The organism is Flavobacterium endophyticum (genome assembly GCF_003634455.1).
Lineage (GTDB): Bacteria > Bacteroidota > Bacteroidia > Flavobacteriales > Flavobacteriaceae > Flavobacterium > Flavobacterium endophyticum.
In genome coordinates, this window is sequence record NZ_RBLC01000001.1 from 1,710,225 (window position 1) to 1,727,820 (window position 17,596).

14 protein-coding genes and 1 tRNA gene are annotated in these 17,596 nt (G+C 45.8%); 4 read left to right on the forward strand and 11 right to left on the reverse strand.

The features are described from left to right. Positions 1 to 234: 234 nt before the first annotated feature. Complete coding sequence (locus tag CLV94_RS07760) at positions 235 to 2,109, forward strand: ATP-binding protein (protein WP_121375832.1); 1,875 nt, start codon at positions 235 to 237, stop codon at positions 2,107 to 2,109. A gap of 36 nt (positions 2,110 to 2,145) precedes the next feature. Here CLV94_RS07760 and pdeM read toward each other — a convergent pair whose 3' ends face one another. The 5 genes from pdeM to CLV94_RS07785 form a co-directional block, all read right to left on the reverse strand. Further along, positions 2,146 to 2,790 (reverse strand): ligase-associated DNA damage response endonuclease PdeM, encoded by a 645-nt coding sequence (pdeM, locus tag CLV94_RS07765; RefSeq protein WP_121375833.1) that lies wholly within the window; start codon positions 2,788 to 2,790, stop codon positions 2,146 to 2,148. Positions 2,791 to 2,815: 25 nt separating this feature from the next. Then, positions 2,816 to 5,275, reverse strand: coding sequence for a ligase-associated DNA damage response DEXH box helicase (locus CLV94_RS07770; RefSeq protein WP_121375834.1), 2,460 nt, complete (start codon positions 5,273 to 5,275; stop codon positions 2,816 to 2,818). Between the two features lie 14 nt (positions 5,276 to 5,289). After that, positions 5,290 to 6,894 (reverse strand): ATP-dependent DNA ligase, encoded by a 1,605-nt coding sequence (locus tag CLV94_RS07775; RefSeq protein ID WP_121375835.1) that lies wholly within the window; start codon positions 6,892 to 6,894, stop codon positions 5,290 to 5,292. Further along, positions 6,891 to 7,928, reverse strand: a complete 1,038-nt coding sequence (locus CLV94_RS07780) for a ligase-associated DNA damage response exonuclease (protein WP_121375836.1) — start codon at positions 7,926 to 7,928, stop codon at positions 6,891 to 6,893. Before CLV94_RS07780 ends, CLV94_RS07775 begins: the two co-directional genes overlap by 4 nt. A 155-nt stretch (positions 7,929 to 8,083) precedes the next feature. After that, positions 8,084 to 8,155, reverse strand: a tRNA-Arg gene (locus tag CLV94_RS07785). A 176-nt stretch (positions 8,156 to 8,331) separates the two neighbouring features. On the opposite strand from CLV94_RS07785, the gene CLV94_RS07790 reads away from it, so the two are divergent. Further along, on the forward strand, positions 8,332 to 8,889 hold the full coding sequence (locus CLV94_RS07790; protein ID WP_121375837.1) for a helix-turn-helix domain-containing protein: 558 nt from the start codon (positions 8,332 to 8,334) through the stop codon (positions 8,887 to 8,889). Between the two features lie 18 nt (positions 8,890 to 8,907). Continuing rightward, positions 8,908 to 9,360 (forward strand): response regulator, encoded by a 453-nt coding sequence (locus CLV94_RS07795; protein ID WP_121375838.1) that lies wholly within the window; start codon positions 8,908 to 8,910, stop codon positions 9,358 to 9,360. A gap of 21 nt (positions 9,361 to 9,381) precedes the next feature. On the opposite strand, the gene CLV94_RS07800 is transcribed toward CLV94_RS07795, so the two are convergent. The 6 genes from CLV94_RS07800 to CLV94_RS07825 form a co-directional block, all read right to left on the reverse strand. After that, positions 9,382 to 10,041, reverse strand: coding sequence for a DUF6766 family protein (locus CLV94_RS07800; RefSeq protein ID WP_121376266.1), 660 nt, complete (start codon positions 10,039 to 10,041; stop codon positions 9,382 to 9,384). A gap of 139 nt (positions 10,042 to 10,180) precedes the next feature. Beyond that, positions 10,181 to 10,462 carry a hypothetical protein gene (locus CLV94_RS07805; protein ID WP_121375839.1) on the reverse strand — a complete coding sequence of 94 codons (282 nt, stop codon included), beginning with the start codon at positions 10,460 to 10,462 and terminating at the stop codon, positions 10,181 to 10,183. An 83-nt stretch (positions 10,463 to 10,545) separates the two neighbouring features. Further along, entirely contained in the window at positions 10,546 to 11,289 is a 744-nt protein-coding gene (locus CLV94_RS07810) for a hypothetical protein (RefSeq protein WP_245982490.1), read from the reverse strand. A gap of 73 nt (positions 11,290 to 11,362) precedes the next feature. Further along, on the reverse strand, positions 11,363 to 12,292 hold the full coding sequence (locus CLV94_RS07815) for a T9SS-dependent choice-of-anchor J family protein (protein ID WP_121375841.1): 930 nt from the start codon (positions 12,290 to 12,292) through the stop codon (positions 11,363 to 11,365). Between the two features lie 135 nt (positions 12,293 to 12,427). Next, a complete protein-coding gene (locus tag CLV94_RS07820) occupies positions 12,428 to 15,709 on the reverse strand; it encodes a TonB-dependent receptor (RefSeq protein ID WP_121375842.1) in 3,282 nt (1,093 codons plus the stop codon). Between the two features lie 27 nt (positions 15,710 to 15,736). After that, positions 15,737 to 16,765 (reverse strand): FecR family protein, encoded by a 1,029-nt coding sequence (locus tag CLV94_RS07825; RefSeq protein ID WP_121375843.1) that lies wholly within the window; start codon positions 16,763 to 16,765, stop codon positions 15,737 to 15,739. Positions 16,766 to 16,946: 181 nt separating this feature from the next. On the opposite strand from CLV94_RS07825, the gene CLV94_RS07830 reads away from it, so the two are divergent. Further along, entirely contained in the window at positions 16,947 to 17,576 is a 630-nt protein-coding gene (locus tag CLV94_RS07830) for an RNA polymerase sigma factor (RefSeq protein ID WP_121375844.1), read from the forward strand. Positions 17,577 to 17,596: the final 20 nt, after the last annotated feature.

The window sequence follows — 17,596 nt, forward strand, 5'->3', positions numbered from 1 at the left end:
TGTATTTAATCGATAAAAATTACACTTAATCGATTAAATTTTTTTTATTGAAATTTTAATCTTAGGAGAGCCGAGATAAAAAGAAGAAGATTTTTAAAGATTTGGCTCTTAAAGTAAAAATCATGTAATTACGGCGTCATTTTGGTTTTTAGAAACTCTGATTCCTGAAATAATGGTTTTGCTTTTGCATGCTTTTAATTGCTATTTTTACGTCAAATAAACTACCACAAAAAGATGCCCAGATTAGTACCCCTAAAATACGTTTTGCTTGCTACTTCATTCGTTTTATTTTCTCTTTCTTCTTATTCACAGACTCAAGAAATCAGATCGATACAAAAAAAACTACCTCATGTAAAGGACAGTATTTCCTATGTCAACAGTATCAACCGTATCGGGATGCTGATGCATCTCAAGAGTCCCGACAGCAGTTTGGTGTATGCCATGAATGCGCGTGCCGTTGCCGGAAGAATCGGCTATAAAAAAGGAGCCGTTGATGCCGAAAACGTAATCGGTATTGCGCTAGCCCTAAAAGGACTGAACAGAGAAGCTAATAAGATTTTTGGTGAAGTGCTTGCTTCTTATGAGGCGATGGGCGACAGGCCCAATACGGCCCAATTGTACATGAATTTCGCCAGCATCCAGATGCAGCTCGGAAATCCAAAGCGTGCTATCGAGTACAGCAGGAAAGCTTTGGAGATCGGTAGGGAAATCCCGAACGACAGTATCATGTCAAAAGTCTACGCCAATTACTGCATCGCCAATCCGGAGCTTTTTGAAGACAGCGTGCAATATTATCTAGGAAGATCCAATAAGATAGCAGAAAGATTAAAAGACGAGCAAGTGCTTATCGGAAATAAGCAAATTCTCGCGCTCTTTTATCTTCGAAGAGGATTGGGCACTATAGCGCTTCCGTTACTTGAAAGCTCTCTTGCAGAAGCCAGGGCTGTCAAATTGGAAAGACTGCAGTTGGTAAGCCTTAATTTTTTGGGTGAATACTATGCTGGCAATGGCAATCCAACACTTGCCCTGCATTATATGGAAGAGCAATTAAAGCTGGCAGAAGCGAATGGTTATGATGAATTGAAAGCTCCTGTACTGATGTCGGTGCTCCGTTTTGCCAAGATGCTCGGGAATTCTGAAAAAGAAAAAGAAATCACCGAGAAAATCATTGCGGCTCAGATGCAGCGCATGGTCAGCTTGGAAAAGTTTGTCGGCGATTACGTCCACTACAACCAAATACAGGAAAATAACAGAAATCTAGAACGATCGCAGAAAATATCCCGACAGACTATTGCAATTCTCGGCGGTTTTTCTCTTTTGTGTGCCGCCCTGTCGCTGCTTTTATGGCGTGCTTTTAGAAAAATCAGGCGCGATTCTAAAAAGAAGGCAGCGCTTTACGATATTATCGATAAAAAGAATGCTTCTCTTGAAGAAGCAGACAGCATGAAATCAAACCTGGTCTCCATCTTGGCGCACGACTTCCGTTCGCCTCTTATCTCTACCCTTTACATGGTGCGACTGCTTGAGCGTGATACGGAACTTACCCAAGCGGATAAAGATACTTTCTATCGCACGATTAGTGACGACATCAACGGCATCCTCGAAAATTTTGATGCTACGCTTCAGTGGATCAAGCGCCAGCTCGGCGAATTCAAGATCAATCCGGAGCCAGTCAATATGCGTGAGCTTCTTGATGAGGCCATCAGCGGCTATAGCATGCAGTTCAAGGAAAAAAACATTACCGTAATCAATAATGCTCCAGAAGCCATCTTGGCGGAATCGGACAAAGAAATGCTCCAATTTGTCAATCGAAATCTGCTGTCGAATGCCTTAAAATTCTCTCCCGAAAACAAGACCATCATCTTGGACGCGGCGAAGCAGGATTCTGAAATCGTCATTTCTGTAGAGGATGAAGGTACGGGTCTTTCTAATGCCCAATTGGAGAAGCTTTTTTCCATCAGCAGCAAAGGTGGAACGATGCACGATGGTGCAGGTATAGCCCTATCTTTCAGCAAGGACTTTATCGTCAAATTAGGCGGCAGGATATGGGCCGAAAACAGGGAAGCTGGAGGCAGTCTTTTCTCTTATGCCGTTCCGTCTAAAAATTAACTGTTGGCCTAAATCTCAGTAACTAGGGATACGTATTTAAAGTGCCTTTGAGATTTTTATTACTTCTTCTTTCGTGATGACATACGCCACATCGTCAGGCTTGAGTTCCATGACAGAAGTTCCCGTAAATTCGCCAAAAGCAGGCAAGATCATCTGTTCTCTCGATCGGAAAAAGCAAGGCAGTTTTAAAAACTGACGTCCTTGTCCTGTCAGCATAACCGAGGGATGGATGTGTCCCGAAAAGGTAAAAGCGCCTTCGCGTTCTTCTGGGAAATGAGTCAGCAGGAAACCATCTAGCAGCCATTCGCTTACTATAGGAATATGCAATTCTTCATATTTCTGCGGACTCACAATATCGTGGTTGCCGGCTATCAGGATAATAGGCAGCGCTGTACGGGCTACCCATTCTTCAAAGAAATGCCATTCCTTGTTTAAAGCACTGTGAAACAGGTCGCCCAAGAAGCAGATTTTTTCAGGAACAAAATACGCTACAAGTTCGTCGAGCCTGCTAAAATTCATAAAGATTGCCTTGGCAGGTAATGCCGATCCGTGTTTCCTGAAATGCGAGATCTTTCCCAGATGCGCATCCGAGATGAGGAGCATTTTCTTGCCAACCCAATAGAGCGCCCCGCTGTTGTGGAGCACAAAGGTTTGTCCGTTAATTTCTATTTCTAATGTCATGCAAGAATTTTTTAGTGGTAGCTCGTTATTTCATATAGCTGGCGGTCATCTTTTTTATGCGTTCTGCCAGCGTTTCGGTAGACAATCGTTCCCTCAGCCTGTCCGTGATTATTGGAAAGCTAAAGGGCGTCGGCTTCTCGCATGGCTTCCATACAATCTGCTGGTTTTGTATGCGCTCCAAGGCTTCAATGAGACGGCCTTCTTCCAGCTGGTGCTCAAATGTTTCCCGATAAGCTTGTTGCAATAATAAATTATCCGGTTCATAATCCCTGAACACTTCAAAAATTAGCTGGGACCCGCTTTGCAGGTGTTTGGTTTTTATAATCCTGCCGGGATATCCACTAAAAACCAGTCCTGCTATGACGGATATGTCCCTGAATTTTCTTCTGGCAATCTCAGTAGCATTCAAGCTTTTCTGAAGATCGTGATGCAAGTGCTCGGGCGTGAAAAGATTATTGTCTAATACCTGCTGTATGTCGATTTCAGTATCGCTCAAGAGTTCAAAGCCGTAATCATTATACGCAAGCGAAAAGGTAATCGGCGAAAGCAGGCTGATCCGATACGCCATCAGGCTTGCCAATGCCTCATGCACAAAACGGCCCTCAAAAGGATAAAACAAGGCATGATAGCCTTCGCGGGTCTTGAATGTTTCTATGAGGAATTCGTCTGCATCGGGCACAATAGATTCCTTGCGTTGGCGGGCAAAGAGAGGTGCAAGCGCATGCAGTTCTGGCGACCTGGCATGCGCATTGGCCGCATAAAGTTCCTGCCGCAAGAGCTCGCTCATCTGGGACGAAAGTGTCATCCTGCTTCCCATCCAACTCGCGTGCTGTGCTTTTGCAGACGGATTGGCCCTGCGGACCAAGACTTCCATGTTTTTTGTGCGGTACAGTTCTAGCTTGCGTCCGGCAAAAATAAAAACGTCTCCGGGATACAGTTTGGAGGCAAACGATTCTTCGATGCTGCCGATATAACCGCCGCCGAGAAATTTGACATTCATGACCGCATCGCCTACAATAGTGCCCATCTGCATGCGATGACGAAGCGCGACACTTCGACTGTTTACCTTAAAAAGCCCGTCGGATTCTATATCTACTTTTTTGTATTCGTCATAGGCTTCGAGGCTTTGGCTTCCTTTGGTAATAAAATTAAGCACCCACGTCCAATTTTCTTCTGTCATGGCTTGGTAACAGAAGGTGCTTTTTACCTCTTTATAAATCTCAGAAGGATAAAATCCGTCCGATACCGCTAAGGTCACGAGGTATTGTACCAAGACATCCCAGCTGTTCAGATAGGGAATGCGGTCTTCTACTACTGTTTCTTTGACAGCGCGCTTCAAGGCCGATGCTTCTACGAGCTCTATGGCATGCGTTGCCAGAAAATAAATGACGCTCTGCTGCCCGGGACGGTGACCGCTGCGTCCGGCACGCTGCAGGAACCGCGCCACGCTTTTGGGCCCGCCAATCTGTATGACGGTTTCGACAGGCGCAAAATCTACTCCGAGGTCAAGGCTGGAGGTGCAGATGACGGCCTTGAGCTGTTCATCGCGTACCGCCTGTTCTACCCACTGCCTTGTTTCGCGGCTGATGCTTCCGTGGTGCATGGCCATGTCGCCTGCAAATTCAGGATATTTTTCTAACAGGGCCTGAAACCAGATTTCGCATTGGGCCCTTACGTTGGTAAACACAAGGGTTGTCTTGCTGGCCTTGATGATTTTGGCCACTTCATCGATAAGATGGAGTCCCATGTGGCCTCTCCACGGATACGTGTCCATTTTTTCAGGGATGATCGACTGGACTTTTATCTTTTTATGGATATGCGCCTTGACAAGTGTCGAATTTTGGAACGCTTCAGATTCCGGCCCGAGCAATACTTCCCGCGCCTGATCAAGATTGCCGATGGTTGCCGATATTCCCCAAATGCGGAGCTTGGGTGCTATCGTCTTTAGCCTCGACAGCGCCAATTCGGTCTGTACGCCGCGCTTGGTACCTAAGAGCTCATGCCATTCGTCTATGATGATGGCAGCACAGCCTTTAAAAATAGTATCATAGCCTTTGGAAGCCAACATGAGCTGCAGGCTTTCGGGCGTGGTAACGAGCAGGTCGGGCATCTTGGTTTTCTGTTTGCTTTTTTCAGACGATGAGGTATCGCCGGTACGGATGCCTACTGTCAGGCCGGTTTCTAAATCGTAGGCAGCTCTTTCGGCGGCCTGTTTTATTTCGACAGACAAGGCTCGGAGCGGCGTCACCCATATCGCTTTTAGGCCTGGCGCGTGTTTTGTCTTGTACTGAGGGTTCTTTTTGATATAGTCGAGCATGATCGGTATCCACAGGGCATAGGTCTTGCCGCTGCCTGTCGGGGCATTGAGCAGGCCGTTCTTTCCTTGGAGGAAAGCTTCCCATGCCTGCAGCTGGAAGGCATAGGGTTTCCAACCTTTGCTAGCAAACCAGCCTTTGGCTATGTCAAAAAGTTCGTGCCTGTTCATGGTGTTTCTGACGTTTATTTCGGGATCATACTCTTTAAGTCTTCAATCGTGTTGGCGTCTTCTATTTTTTTATCGGTACGCCATCTCAATATACGCGGAAAACGCGTGGCTATGCCGCTTTTGTGTCGAGAGGAAAGCGCGATGCCTTCAAAACCGATTTCAAAAACCAGCTTGGGTGTCACGCTCCGCACGGGACCAAAACGTTCCAACGTGTTTTTCTTTATAAAATCGTCTACCATCCTGAACTCGGCGTCGGTCAGGCCGGAATAGGCCTTAGCAAAAGTGACGAGCTCTCGGGTTCCGTCTTCCTTATCTTGCCAAAGCGCAAAGGTATAATCGGTAAACAGGGTAGCCCTGCGGCCGCTGCCTCGCATGGCGTAGGTGAGCACTGCATCGATAGAGAAGGGCTCGAGCTTCCATTTCCACCAGTCGCCTTTTTTGCGGCCTACGAGATAAGGCGATGTCTTGCGTTTCAGCATTAGGCCTTCGCTGTTCAGTTCCCGGGCTCGCGCTCTTTCTTCGGCAACGGCTTTCCAATTGTCCAGTTCGATGCGTTCCGAAAGTTGCAAAGGGAGTCCATATCCTTTTATAGTGTCATACAGCTGTTCGAGCAGACGCCTTCTTTCTTCAAACGGGCGTTCCCGTAGGTCTTCGCCCTGCCATTCCAAAAGGTCGTATGCTTTAATGATAACTGGCGTTTTGAGAAGCAGCGCCTTGGATAGTGCCTTGCGCCCAATCCGTGTCTGAAGCTCGCTAAAGGAGCCTATCTTGCCTTCTTTATACGGCAGGATTTCACCGTCGATAACGGTACCGTCGGGAATGCTGCCGAGGAAGCTCTGGAACTCCGGATATTTGTCGGTAATCAATTCTTCGCCTCGACTCCAGAGATAGAGCTCTCCATTTCGGACAATGGTCTGCGACCGTATGCCGTCCCATTTGTGCTCAATGCTCCAGTCATTGCAGTCGCCCAAGTTTTCAGGTTCCGACTCTAGCGCATAGGCGAGGTAGAACGGGTAGGGCTTGGAGAGATAGTCTTGGCTTTTTTCTTCGAGTATCAGCTTTTGGAAAGTAATCTTTTTGGGATTCCAGTCGCCCATTAGTTTATAGGCCAATATGTCTTCATCAATAGCTACGGCTTTGGAAAGGGCACGCGTCATCAGTTTCTGGCTTACGCCGATACGGAAGCTGCCGGTAATTAATTTCGTAAAGACAAAGCGTTCGTAATAGTTGAGCATAAGCCAGTTTTCGTGGAGGTACTCCCGTTTTTCTGTATCGCTTTTTGTTTTTAGGGCAATCATTTCGCCTACGTATTCGCTCAGGCTTTTTTCGGAGTGTTCTTTAGCATCGGGTATGATGAGGGCTATGGTTTCGGCCAGATCGCCTACGATATGATAGGATTCTTCAAAGAGCCATAGCGGAATATGAGCAAGTTCAGAAGCCCACAGCCTGAGCAGGGTAGTATTGACCGGTCTCGGCGGACGCCGGTGCGATAGCAGTGCGATGGTCCATACCTTGTCAGGATCGCTGGCATTGCGGAAGTATTCCGTCAGGGCATCTACCTTGACGGATGTCTTGTTGGAGCTGTCCAGTGCTTTTATGAGTGCTGCAAAATTTCTCATAGCGCTTCTGGGTTTTCGGCTTCGTTTTCTTTGGCATCGCTTGGCTCTTCTTCATCACCTTGGTATTGGGTGTTTTCCGTAACGGCATCGTAGCCGATCTCGCGGAGGTAGGCACTGAATATCTCGCTGTAGCCATGCGTGCAAATTATTCTTTCGGCTCCGGTTGCCTGTACGCTTTCCAGCAATCCCTGCCAGTCGCAGTGGTCGCTGAGCGCAAAACCTTTATCAATCGCCCTGCGTCTTCGGGCACCGCGAAAGGCCATCCATCCGCTTGCGGAAGCGGTAACATAAGGTGCCATCTTCCGGATCCAGACGGTACCATGCGCACTCGGTGGTGCCAGCACCATGCTTCCAGGGAAGGCTTCTTTTTTGGTTTCTGGAGTAATGCGTATCGTAGCAGGAAAATCGACCATAGTCCGCAATACTTCGGTCATGTTTTCGACTGCTCCGTGGGTATAGATCGGGCCTATGTGCGGATCAAGATATTTCAGCAGGCGCTGTGCCTTGCCCAAGGTATATCCAAAAAGCACAGAGGTCTTGCCTTCTGCCTTGTTTTGCGCCCACCATTTGTTGATGTCGTCCATAACTTCGGCTTGCGGGAGCCATCTAAAGGCGGGAAGGCCAAAAGTATTTTCGGTAATCAGCGTATGGCATTTGATGGCTTCATAGGGTGTAGAAATGCCGTCGTCTTCGGTCTTATAATCTCCCGTGAATACCCATACTTCTCCTTTGTATTCTACTCGAACCTGCGAACTGCCAATGATATGGCCTGCTGGATGCAGCGAGAATTTGACGCCGTTTATCGTAAAGGTTTCTCCCCATTCTTTGCCTGTCACCACGATACTGCCCAAACGGTGCTTGATGATGGGCACGTTCATGTGGTGGGTAATATAGTGCTGGTGTCCCCATCGCGAGTGGTCGGCATGTCCGTGGGTGATGATGGCGTTCTTTACGGGCCGCCATGGATCAAGATATACATCAGCCTGCGGGCAATAGATGCCCTTGTCGTTAAATAGGAGCAACTTTTGTTTCATAGCAAAAGGGACAATAGCTAATGGAAGCCTTGTCTTATAAAGTTACAATCGTGAAGATGATTTTGAAAGCTGTTTCTGAGAAGTTTAACTTTTGTGGAAGGAAAAAAGGCTTCTCTATTTTGAGAAGCCTTTTTTTATTTAGGAATTATCGTTTGTAGCCTCGGCGGGGATCGAACCTGCATCAAAAGTTTAGGAAACTCCCATTCTATCCATTGAACTACGAGGCCATGGTGCAAAAATAAAACAATTAGCGGTTTATTAAAAAGTCTTCGTGCTTTTGTGGCTGTTTTTTTGCTTTTCGGTTTTTAACGGAATGGACTCACATGCTAAGGGTTTCCCAAAATTGTAGTTCGAAACCTTTTTATTATTATATTTATACGACCATTAAACCAAGCACTTATTTATGAAGAAGACCTACATTAAATATGATATTAATGCGGCCTGCCGTGCGATTATGCAAGAACAGCTGACAGGCCTGGGGATTGATTATGAGCTTGAAGAACTGGGCGAAATCGTAATCAAGAAAAAGGTACCTCCTGCCATTTTCATGACATTGCAGGCTAACTTGAAGCGCTACGGCATCGATATTCTCGATGACCAAAAGAGCCAGCTGATCCAGCGGATCAAGAATACGATTATCGATATGGTAGGGCGAGACAAGCTGCCAAGCTCCAAGATATCGCATTATCTGGCAGAACGGCTGCAGATGAACTACAATTATATATCTGCCGTATTTTCGGAGCATACGCATACGTCGATCGAGAATTATATCATACTCCAAAAAATAGAACGGGCCAAAAAGCTGCTGCTGCACGATTTGTCACTGACGGAAATATCGCACCTGCTCAGCTACAGCAGCGTTGCCCACCTGTCGGGACAGTTTAAAAAAATGACGGGGCTTTCGCCTTCCGCATTCAAGAAAATTATCAGTGAACGAAAAAAAATCGCACATACAAACTAACTTAATTAACTATTATCTATGGCAAAAGAAGGGAAAATGCATATCGTGCTGGCGGACGATGACCAAGATGACCGCGAGCTTTTTAGGGAGGCTATTGAGGAACTAAATCTGGATGTGGAATTAACTCTTTTCAAAAATGGGGATGAACTCCTGGATTACCTCCACGATCCAGGAAACGAAAAGTTGCCTCATATCTTGTTCCTCGACCTGAACATGTTATGTACAAAGTATGACGACTGCCTGACGGAAATACGTCGCCATAGTCGTTTCAAAGACTTGTCTATCGCCATTTATTCGTCTTCGAGTTCCGAAACCGACGTGCACGCTACTTTTGTTGGGGGTGCTAATATCTATATCAAAAAGCCCAACGATTTCGAAGTGCTAAAACAATCGCTACGCGAGGTGCTCAAGATCAACTGGCAGTTCCATACTTCGGGACTGGACAAGGGTACTTTCCTTTTCCGGATTTAGACGGAAAAGACCTTGTATTTTTTACGATCCTCCTGTTTCGCTATTCGGAGCATCTACAGGCTTAGACTGTGGCGATCCTTTCTGGCGCAAGAAGATGGAGAGGACGATGATTGCCAATACCGAAAGAAATTCGCTCTGCCAGTTCTGGAAGGATTCAAACCAGAATCTGGAATCGCCAAGATAGGCAAGCGGTGTTTGTTGTGGCAGTCCTTGTAAAGCCAGCTGTTCGTTTTCGTCTTTCAGGCTTCCGTAAAAATGCAGGACAAATGAGGCCAAAAAGAGCAGGAACAGGGCAATCGTCAGCGAGTTTTTGTAGAGTCCCATGATCCACCCGCCTGCCTTGACAGGCCAAGGTGCGTCTTTTCTTCTTTTTGAGGGCTCTCGGTCTACTTCTTCGGTCTTGTCAAAATCTTTGGATTCTGAAGAACCTTTCTGTTGCAGAAAGATGGCCAAGACTACAAATAGCGCCATCTGCAGGAATTCGCTTTCCCAGTTTTCGAAAGTCGCTTGGATAAAATGGCCTGTATGGAGGTATTCTGAGAGCGGTATTGGTGCGACACCGTCTTCGTGAAGTTCTTTGTTGTGTTCTCGATATCCAGTTAGCGTCTGCCCGACAAGCGATACTATAAAGAGGAGCAGGAACACTAAGGAGAGGCTGTTGTTACGTATGAATTTTTTCATAAGTATGTTTTTGTACGTATAAATGTCCGTTACTTTTTTGGATTGTGTCTTATACTTTTTTGGATAAATCTTATACAAACAAAAATCCAGACATTGCTGTCTGGATTAATTTTCTATGGGTGTATGTAAGAATACAAAACTATTTCTTCTTTCTGTTTATAGTATTCATTTTTCGAGCAGGCGGATATATCTTTGACTTTAAGGAGTTTCGGATGGAATGGTAGCTGCCGATGCACTTTTCAAGTTCCAGCACTAATATTTTGTAATAATCGTAGGTTCCTTGGAGCTCTGTCGCCTTATTTCTGATGGCTTGATCTTGTTCTTCAGAAATAGTACTATCTCCATATAGGTTGTGATATTCTTTATATCTGCCGTAAATCTCTACCAATTGTTCGTGGTCTTTGGTATCTATTTTTATCATTTGTACACTATTTGAACCGTGGCCGCCGGTTGTCTAGACAATTATTTTGTTTCTAAAAGCTGGCTTGCAATCCAGCCCACAGATTAATTCAAATAATCTGCAATATCGATATCCCCTTTGACCACCAGATTGCCGTTCTCTATTTTTTCCTGTAGCACAATCATATTGGCCCCAACGGTCTGGATGAGCTGCACTCGTATCGGAGCAGTACCCGCATAAGGCTCGGTCGTTCCTGGTTTATACAATTCTAAATACACCGGTGCCGTGGCGCTAAAAAAACTATAGACTTTTAGTTCCGAAAAATTCTCTTTCCCGATGTTCTCAAATTGTGCTAGCACCGTTCCGTTTTCTCTTTTCAGTACTCCCTTTACCGTTTCCAATCCGGAGCCCGAGAATTCTCCCAAATTCGGAAAAATAAATACAAAGCCTACTCTTCCGATATTTACGGTTGGCTTGACGGCATACGTCTCCAGAAAAATATCAGGCAGGTTAAAGAAATACAGCTCCTTGTAATCGTCAATGTTGTCATACGTGATGTCATACTTCGCCAATTCATTGCCCGTCTCGTTATCATAAATGCCCAACAGATCTCTTTCACCCCTGTCTAAAACAAACTGCAAGGTAGTTTCAATATTATTGGCATAGCTGCTCTGCTGGTTGATTATCACCGGCTCTCCGTTAAACCTGAACTGTACGGCATGAGGGCTCGAATAGCCTTTTATTTTTACCGTTCCTGGTTTTTGAGCGGCATCAACAGCATCGGTAAGCTCGCCTTCACAAGAAGCCAGAACCAACAATCCCATTATAAATACTAATGTCTTTTTCATTTAATTATGATTACATTTTATATTTCCCGCACCTGTTCGTTCCGGTGCGGGATATGTTTTTTGGCGTTGTTGCCTATTTCTTGATAAACTTAAGCCTATCTACCGTAGTGCCGTCAGTAATCGTAATCAGGTAGGTGCCATTTGCTAAAGACGCCACATCTGTGCGGGCCGCATACGGCATTGCCATTACTTTCTGACCTAACATCGTATATATCGTAACTGTTGTCTGTTCTGGTGCCAATGCCGGATTAAGCTCCAATACCAATTCTGATGCAGCAGGGTTTTGCAGTATCTTGGTAGCCGCGCCATTTTGGATATCTTTTGTGCCTAATGCCGTAGCATAAATGCCGATTTCGTCGATATTAATGTTCTGCACGTTTCTGCCGCCTGTCGTACCCGAACTGATTCTGTTTGACCATAGGCCGATGTAGATCTTTTTTCCAGCGAAGACCGAAATATCCTCAAGACTTTCCGCAAATTCTGTCAGGTCTTTAGGAAACGGAGTAGCACCCTGGCCCGCAACCATCTCATACGGGTAGTTTACTTGATTGCCATCGGCATCTACCGCCAGTGCTTGAAAATCGGATAGTTCAGGAACTTGTTTTTCTGGCGTGCTTACATAAATGTATACATACCTTCCCAACGAAACGTGGGTCGTTCTTTGTCTTCCGATATAGGCCGCAAGCGTTATCGTACCCGAAGCCGATGTCAGGTCGATTTCAGGAGAAATTACCCAGTCATTTTCGGTAGCAAAACCGGTTGCATTGCCAGAAGGCACGTTGCTGATAGAAAAACGAAGCACGCCCGATTCGCCATAGGCTAGCGATGTGCCGTTATAGTATATGTTTGGTCCCTGCATCCATTTATTTCCGTTGGCATTCAGGTCGTGAAAGGTCCAGCCCGCCATATCATCGGCAGAATCAAAGGAATTGACCCAGACCGGAAGTTGTCCATAAAATAGGTTTGAAAGCAATAAAGCTGCTACTAGTAATAGATTTTTCATTTTTTAATATTTTTTGTTGTGTTTCTCCGGCTGTGTTTCTTTTTGCTGTTTCATGCCTAGCGGAGTAAAGGCAGGGGACAGATTTATTTTTTGATGGGAGGTCTTGCGTATCGGGCTTATATCATAGGCATAGGTTTAAAAAGTTAGGCTGATGCTCATTCCGAAAGTTCTTCCGGTACGGGCACGGAAAATAATCTTGTCAATATCCTTATCATACTTGTCTGTTGCGCCAGGCAAGAGTCCTAAGCTTTCTCGTATCGTTCCGAACTCGCTCCCTACGCCTCGCGAAACCGTATAGGAATTGAAATTGTTATAGTATTCCTTTACGCGGTCAAAAAGGTTTTTGGCATTGAATTTTATCTCCAAGTTTTTCTTCTTTAAAAACTTAAAGGCAATCTGTGCGTCTGCTACGGCATAAGGGCGCTGTATTTCCTCGGCATTATAGGCGTAGCCTACCGTGATGTATTGGTCGCCTTTGGCATTGTATAAAAAGCTGGCTCCCAAACGGTCTCCTTCATACACCATTCCCAAGTTATACGCATAAGGCGTCTGCCCATACAAAGGCCTGTCCACTTTATATGTCTCTCCCTTATTGGTCGTATCATAGCGGTTTTTAAAAGCCGTAACTTGCGTTTCGTTATAGGTGAAATTCCCGCTGACAAAAAGATTTTCAAGAAAAGTGTTAGGATAAATAAAACCCAAGTTCTTTCTTACCTCTATCTCAAAGCCTTTTAGCCGTGCATTTTTTGAATTCCCGTTATAGAGGTACAGGTTTCCTTCGTTCGAAATATAGCCTTCGCGTTCAATCGGACGCTCGATATCTTTATAGTAGATCCCTGCCGAAAGGATTTCGCCCAGACCTGGAAACCACTCAAATTTAAAATCATAGTTGTTGATGACCGATGAGGTCATTTCTGTATTGTAGATCATCGCATTGGCAACAGGATCAATATACGGCAGGCCCGTTCGTTCATTAAATTGTGGACGTATGACCGATTTGTTGTATGCCAGCCTTACGTTCATGCTGTTGATTGGGTTGTACGTAAAATTAACCGACGGCATAAACTGCCACACCTTATCCTTAATAGGTTCTTTTAGTAAATTTCTAGAGTCGTTCGGGTCTAGTTGCTGCGAAATCAGGTCATACTTAAAATACTCTGCCCTTGCGCCCCACACCAGACGAAACTTGTTTTTCCAGCGGTTGTCAAACATGATATAAGGGGCATGCTGTTTTACTTCTCCCTCATATTTGGAATCCTTATACAGCGGCAGAGTCTGCCAGCCGATGCCTCCTTGCACATATTTTGAGCCGTCAAACCATTCGCTAAGCGGACCGACCATAAACAGGGAGTTCCTGTCGCTTGGCAGCACATCGGGCCTATTTTCGTCTACCCTCAAGAAAAACTTTTCTTGCTGGTTCGTATTGCTTTTCATCGTACCTGCATAACCCACTTTTATACCATTCTTAAACTCTCCCGCATCTAGGTTCCATTTGAAAGAAGCACCATAATTATAATCCGTTTCCATGCTCTCTATATAGGCTCTCGTAAAGTTATTTCCCGAGTTATAGATCTGGTGGTATTCCATGATCTCGCGGCCAATAAAACTATAATACGTCAGGTTCTGTGTCAGGTCTTTCGTATCCGAAGCCACGCTGGTTCGGGCAGCAAACCAGTCCAGCTCTATATCGCCTAGCTTATGGCTGCCTTCCAGCTTGTTCTGCAGCAAGGTCTGGTAGACCGGATAATTCACATTATCTGTATACGGCCTGTCTAATGAAGGGATGGTAGCCGGATCGTTGTTCGGGACTACGCCGTTATAAAAATAATCATAGGCCGCTTCTGCTGCTCCAGGCTGTCCGCTGCCTCCCGTATATTCATTCCAGCCGGTAATGGTGGTCAGCGTGTTGTCATACAGGTGCGTATACGAATTGCGAAACGACAGGCGGCTGTTGCCCAATTGTACCCCCGTATTAAACATCGCAGCCAGCGTCGAATTGTAGGTATACGACGCGCCTTTGTTTTTAAAGTCAAAGAAGCTTACGGGCGCTACGCCTGCTTCTTCCCAATTGCTTACGAAAGCGGCAGTATCTAGCCAGTTTCCTCTTCCGGTATGCTCTATATCTAGTTTGGTCTGCTCGTTTCGTAACGTAACGGCGGCGGCAAAACCCCATTTGTTGTTGTTTTTCATCTCAAAGCTTCGTCCCATAGCCAGCTGAAAGCTAGAGCCGGGATCGGCCTTTGAGTTGTAGGTGGTGAAATTATCGTTCGTAAAGCGTTTGGACTGTTCAAAAAACAGCGGATTGTCCCAACTGGTAGCGACCAGCCCTTTCGGAAAAGACCGCGTGCCGTCGTCGTACCCAAAATAATCCGCTTCGCCTCTTTGCCGCGATAAGAAATTTTTGAAAGTGGCCTCGGTATTGTACGAGGTGCCCCAGCTAAAAGAGAAAAAATCTTTTTCTGGAATATCTTTGGTGCGCACTTCTACATAGCCTCCTGCAAAGCTGGCATTCATGTCGGGAGTAGCGGTCTTGCTGACCACGACGCTCTCTACCATGGCAGTCGGAATAATATCAAACGAAAAGTTCTGGTTGTAGGCTTCCGTACTCGGCAGGTTGATGCCGTCCATGGCAGCGGTATTCCAGCGTTCTCCCATAGATCGAACGACTACATATTTGTTGTCTACTGTGGTAATTCCGGTAATTCTTTTTAATGTGGCCCCTACGTCGCTGTCGGGTGTTTTGGCAATCTGTTCGGCCGAAATACCGTCGCTCATCTGTGCGGCTCTCTTTTGCTGCATCAGCAGTCCTTGCGTAGAAGCAGCGTTATAGTCTACCGTGATGACTACTTCGTTCAATCCCATGGCATCGGATTTCAGGACTGCGTTAAGGTCTGTCACTTCGCCCGCTTTTACCTTCACTCCCGTGATGCGCTGCGTCTGGTATGAAATATAGCTTATCTCTAGATTGTGGATGCCTTCTTCTAGCGACAGCGAAAAACTTCCATTGTTGTCGGTCTGTACGCCTTGGGTTGTTCCTGCTACGGTGATGTTGGCTCCGGGAAGGGCAAGTCCGAAATCATCGACTACTTTTCCCTTTACCGTGCCGTTTTTTTTAGAAGCAGGAGCTGTTTTTGGCACAACGGCATAGTTGTTTCCGCTCTTTTTAAGCATAAAGTTGGTGCCGGAAAGGGAGGCTTCGAGGGCTTTTTCCCACGTTTGGTTTTTGGCGGCATAGGCAGGCACTTTTACGGCTCCTGTCTGCTTGTGGTCAAACGCAATGCTGATGTTGCTTAGTTTTTCGATACGCAGTATGCGCGATTCCAAAGTTTCTTCGGGAAAGGAGATGTCTTGCTGGGCATGTAAAGAGGGGGCAAAAAATAAGAGCACTAGTGCTGTAAATAGGAACCAATTTTTCATAATGTTCGTGCGAGCTGTTCGCTGCGTTTATTTGTATAGGGTTACGGTGTTGTTTTTAATTGTATAGCGCACGCTGTAGATGTCTGAGATCACATCGAGCATCGTTGGCAGGGAGGTTTCTTTTTCAAAAGAGGCGCTGAAATTGATGTCTTGCAAGAGGCCCGGCTGCATCTTGATGTCGATGTCAAAATGCTGTTCCATTCTAAGGAGCAGCTCGTCGGCATCAGAATGGTTGAGCGTCAGGTCGCCCGCTCGCCACGTCGCAATGTTTGAGGTTTCTATCTGGGATAGGCTGACAGCGTCTTTCTTTTTATCGATGATTGCTTTTTGTGATGGAAGGAGCGTGTGGATCTGGTTGTCTTTTCGCACTTCTACTTTTCCGGTGCGTACCGCCACGCTGCTTTTGTGCAGTTCGCCATAGGCCGTTACGCTGAAGGAGGTTCCTCTCACCACCACATCGGCCTCTTGCGTATGGATGATAAAGGGCTTGTGCGGATTCTTGGCTACTTCAAAAAAGACTTCGCCGTCTTCGAGCCAGATTTCTCTTTCCTTGCTGTTGAATTCGTCTTTTACAAAGGCGAGGGAAGTACTTCCGTTTAGCGTAATGATGGAGCCGTCGGGAAGGGTAAACTTTTTGACATCGCCTTTATCGGTCTGGTACCCCATCTTGTCCGAAAACAGATAGCCTAAGCTCTGCACCGTATCATAGGTGTTGTATTGATAAGCGGTGGCAGAAGCCATCAGCAGGACTACAATAGCGGCAGCATACGGCAGCAGCTGGCGGAGCCTGAATACTTTTACTGGCTGACGTTCTGGCGCGGCAAATCCGTATTGGGCCGATATCGTTTCCCATACCTTTTCGATTCCTTTTTTGACTTGGCTTTCGGAGGCTTCAAATGAAGAGCCGGTCAGCTTTTCGGGATTCCAGTTTTTAATGATCTCGATTTCTTTTTCGGTGGCCTGCTTGGTATAGTATCTGTGGAAGTAATCGTGCAGCCACAAAAACCAGAGGAGCTTTTTTTTGTCTTGTTCTTCTTGATTCAGCTTCTTATTCATGTGTTTTGTTCTTCTCTATAGATAATCGTAAGCAGTGCCTCCGATTTCTTATCGAAACTCATTATGAAAACATTAAGAATGCGTTAAGCCTTTTTTTATAAAATCAAGGGGGTCTTTTTTGTGATACATTTGCGCTGTTCTTCTTATTCAGCGTCTACAAAACTGTAGAAAATTGGACCAAATGAAAACTCCAGACCAAGTCCTTATCGAGAGGATTACGAATAAAGACAACGCGGCCTTTTATGAATTTTATAATCGCTACGCCGCCTTGCTTTATAGATGGGCCTATAATCGGGTAGGCAGTGAAGAGATCACCGAAGAGATTACTCAGGAATTCTGGGCGCAGTTTTGGCTGCATCCCCAGCAGATCAAAACGGATGCGTCGGGCAATGCGAAGAATTATCTGCTGCATTTTTTTACGTACCGCGTGCTGGATTACATCCGCGCGCATCTGAGCAAAAAGATAGTTTCCAATAGCGGGGATGATTTCGACCTGCTTTCGCGCACCTTGATCTATACGCATATTTCGGAAGAGATAGAGGAAAAGGAAATCTACACGCTTATTGACGAAATCATTGCTACGCTGCCCGACTTGACCCAAAAGGTGTTTAACCACCGGTGGAGGGATGACCTGTCGACCGAAGAGACGGCCAAATTGCTGGATATTGACGAAAAGGCGGTCTACAATAGAATGTATGTGGCCATTGGCGCGATACGAGAAAAGGTGTCCTTGATGCTTCAGGAAGGGGATAACATGAACAAGATAAAAACGATCAATGCGCTTGCCATTTGGTATAGCTTGATGCGCTAGCAGAAAAACAGGAAAGGTGA

Coding starts and splice junctions, on each gene's coding strand:
- CLV94_RS07790 (WP_121375837.1), top strand. CDS start 8,332: ATGAAGAAGACCTACATTAAATATGATATTAATGCGGCCTGCCGTGCG.
- CLV94_RS07780 (WP_121375836.1), bottom strand. CDS start 7,928: ATGAAACAAAAGTTGCTCCTATTTAACGACAAGGGCATCTATTGCCCG.
- CLV94_RS07820 (WP_121375842.1), bottom strand. CDS start 15,709: ATGAAAAATTGGTTCCTATTTACAGCACTAGTGCTCTTATTTTTTGCC.
- pdeM (WP_121375833.1), bottom strand. CDS start 2,790: ATGACATTAGAAATAGAAATTAACGGACAAACCTTTGTGCTCCACAAC.
- CLV94_RS07805 (WP_121375839.1), bottom strand. CDS start 10,462: ATGATAAAAATAGATACCAAAGACCACGAACAATTGGTAGAGATTTAC.
- CLV94_RS07830 (WP_121375844.1), top strand. CDS start 16,947: ATGAAAACTCCAGACCAAGTCCTTATCGAGAGGATTACGAATAAAGAC.
- CLV94_RS07775 (WP_121375835.1), bottom strand. CDS start 6,894: ATGAGAAATTTTGCAGCACTCATAAAAGCACTGGACAGCTCCAACAAG.
- CLV94_RS07795 (WP_121375838.1), top strand. CDS start 8,908: ATGGCAAAAGAAGGGAAAATGCATATCGTGCTGGCGGACGATGACCAA.
- CLV94_RS07760 (WP_121375832.1), top strand. CDS start 235: ATGCCCAGATTAGTACCCCTAAAATACGTTTTGCTTGCTACTTCATTC.
- CLV94_RS07770 (WP_121375834.1), bottom strand. CDS start 5,275: ATGAACAGGCACGAACTTTTTGACATAGCCAAAGGCTGGTTTGCTAGC.
- CLV94_RS07815 (WP_121375841.1), bottom strand. CDS start 12,292: ATGAAAAATCTATTACTAGTAGCAGCTTTATTGCTTTCAAACCTATTT.
- CLV94_RS07825 (WP_121375843.1), bottom strand. CDS start 16,765: ATGAATAAGAAGCTGAATCAAGAAGAACAAGACAAAAAAAAGCTCCTC.
- CLV94_RS07800 (WP_121376266.1), bottom strand. CDS start 10,041: ATGAAAAAATTCATACGTAACAACAGCCTCTCCTTAGTGTTCCTGCTC.
- CLV94_RS07810 (WP_245982490.1), bottom strand. CDS start 11,289: ATGAAAAAGACATTAGTATTTATAATGGGATTGTTGGTTCTGGCTTCT.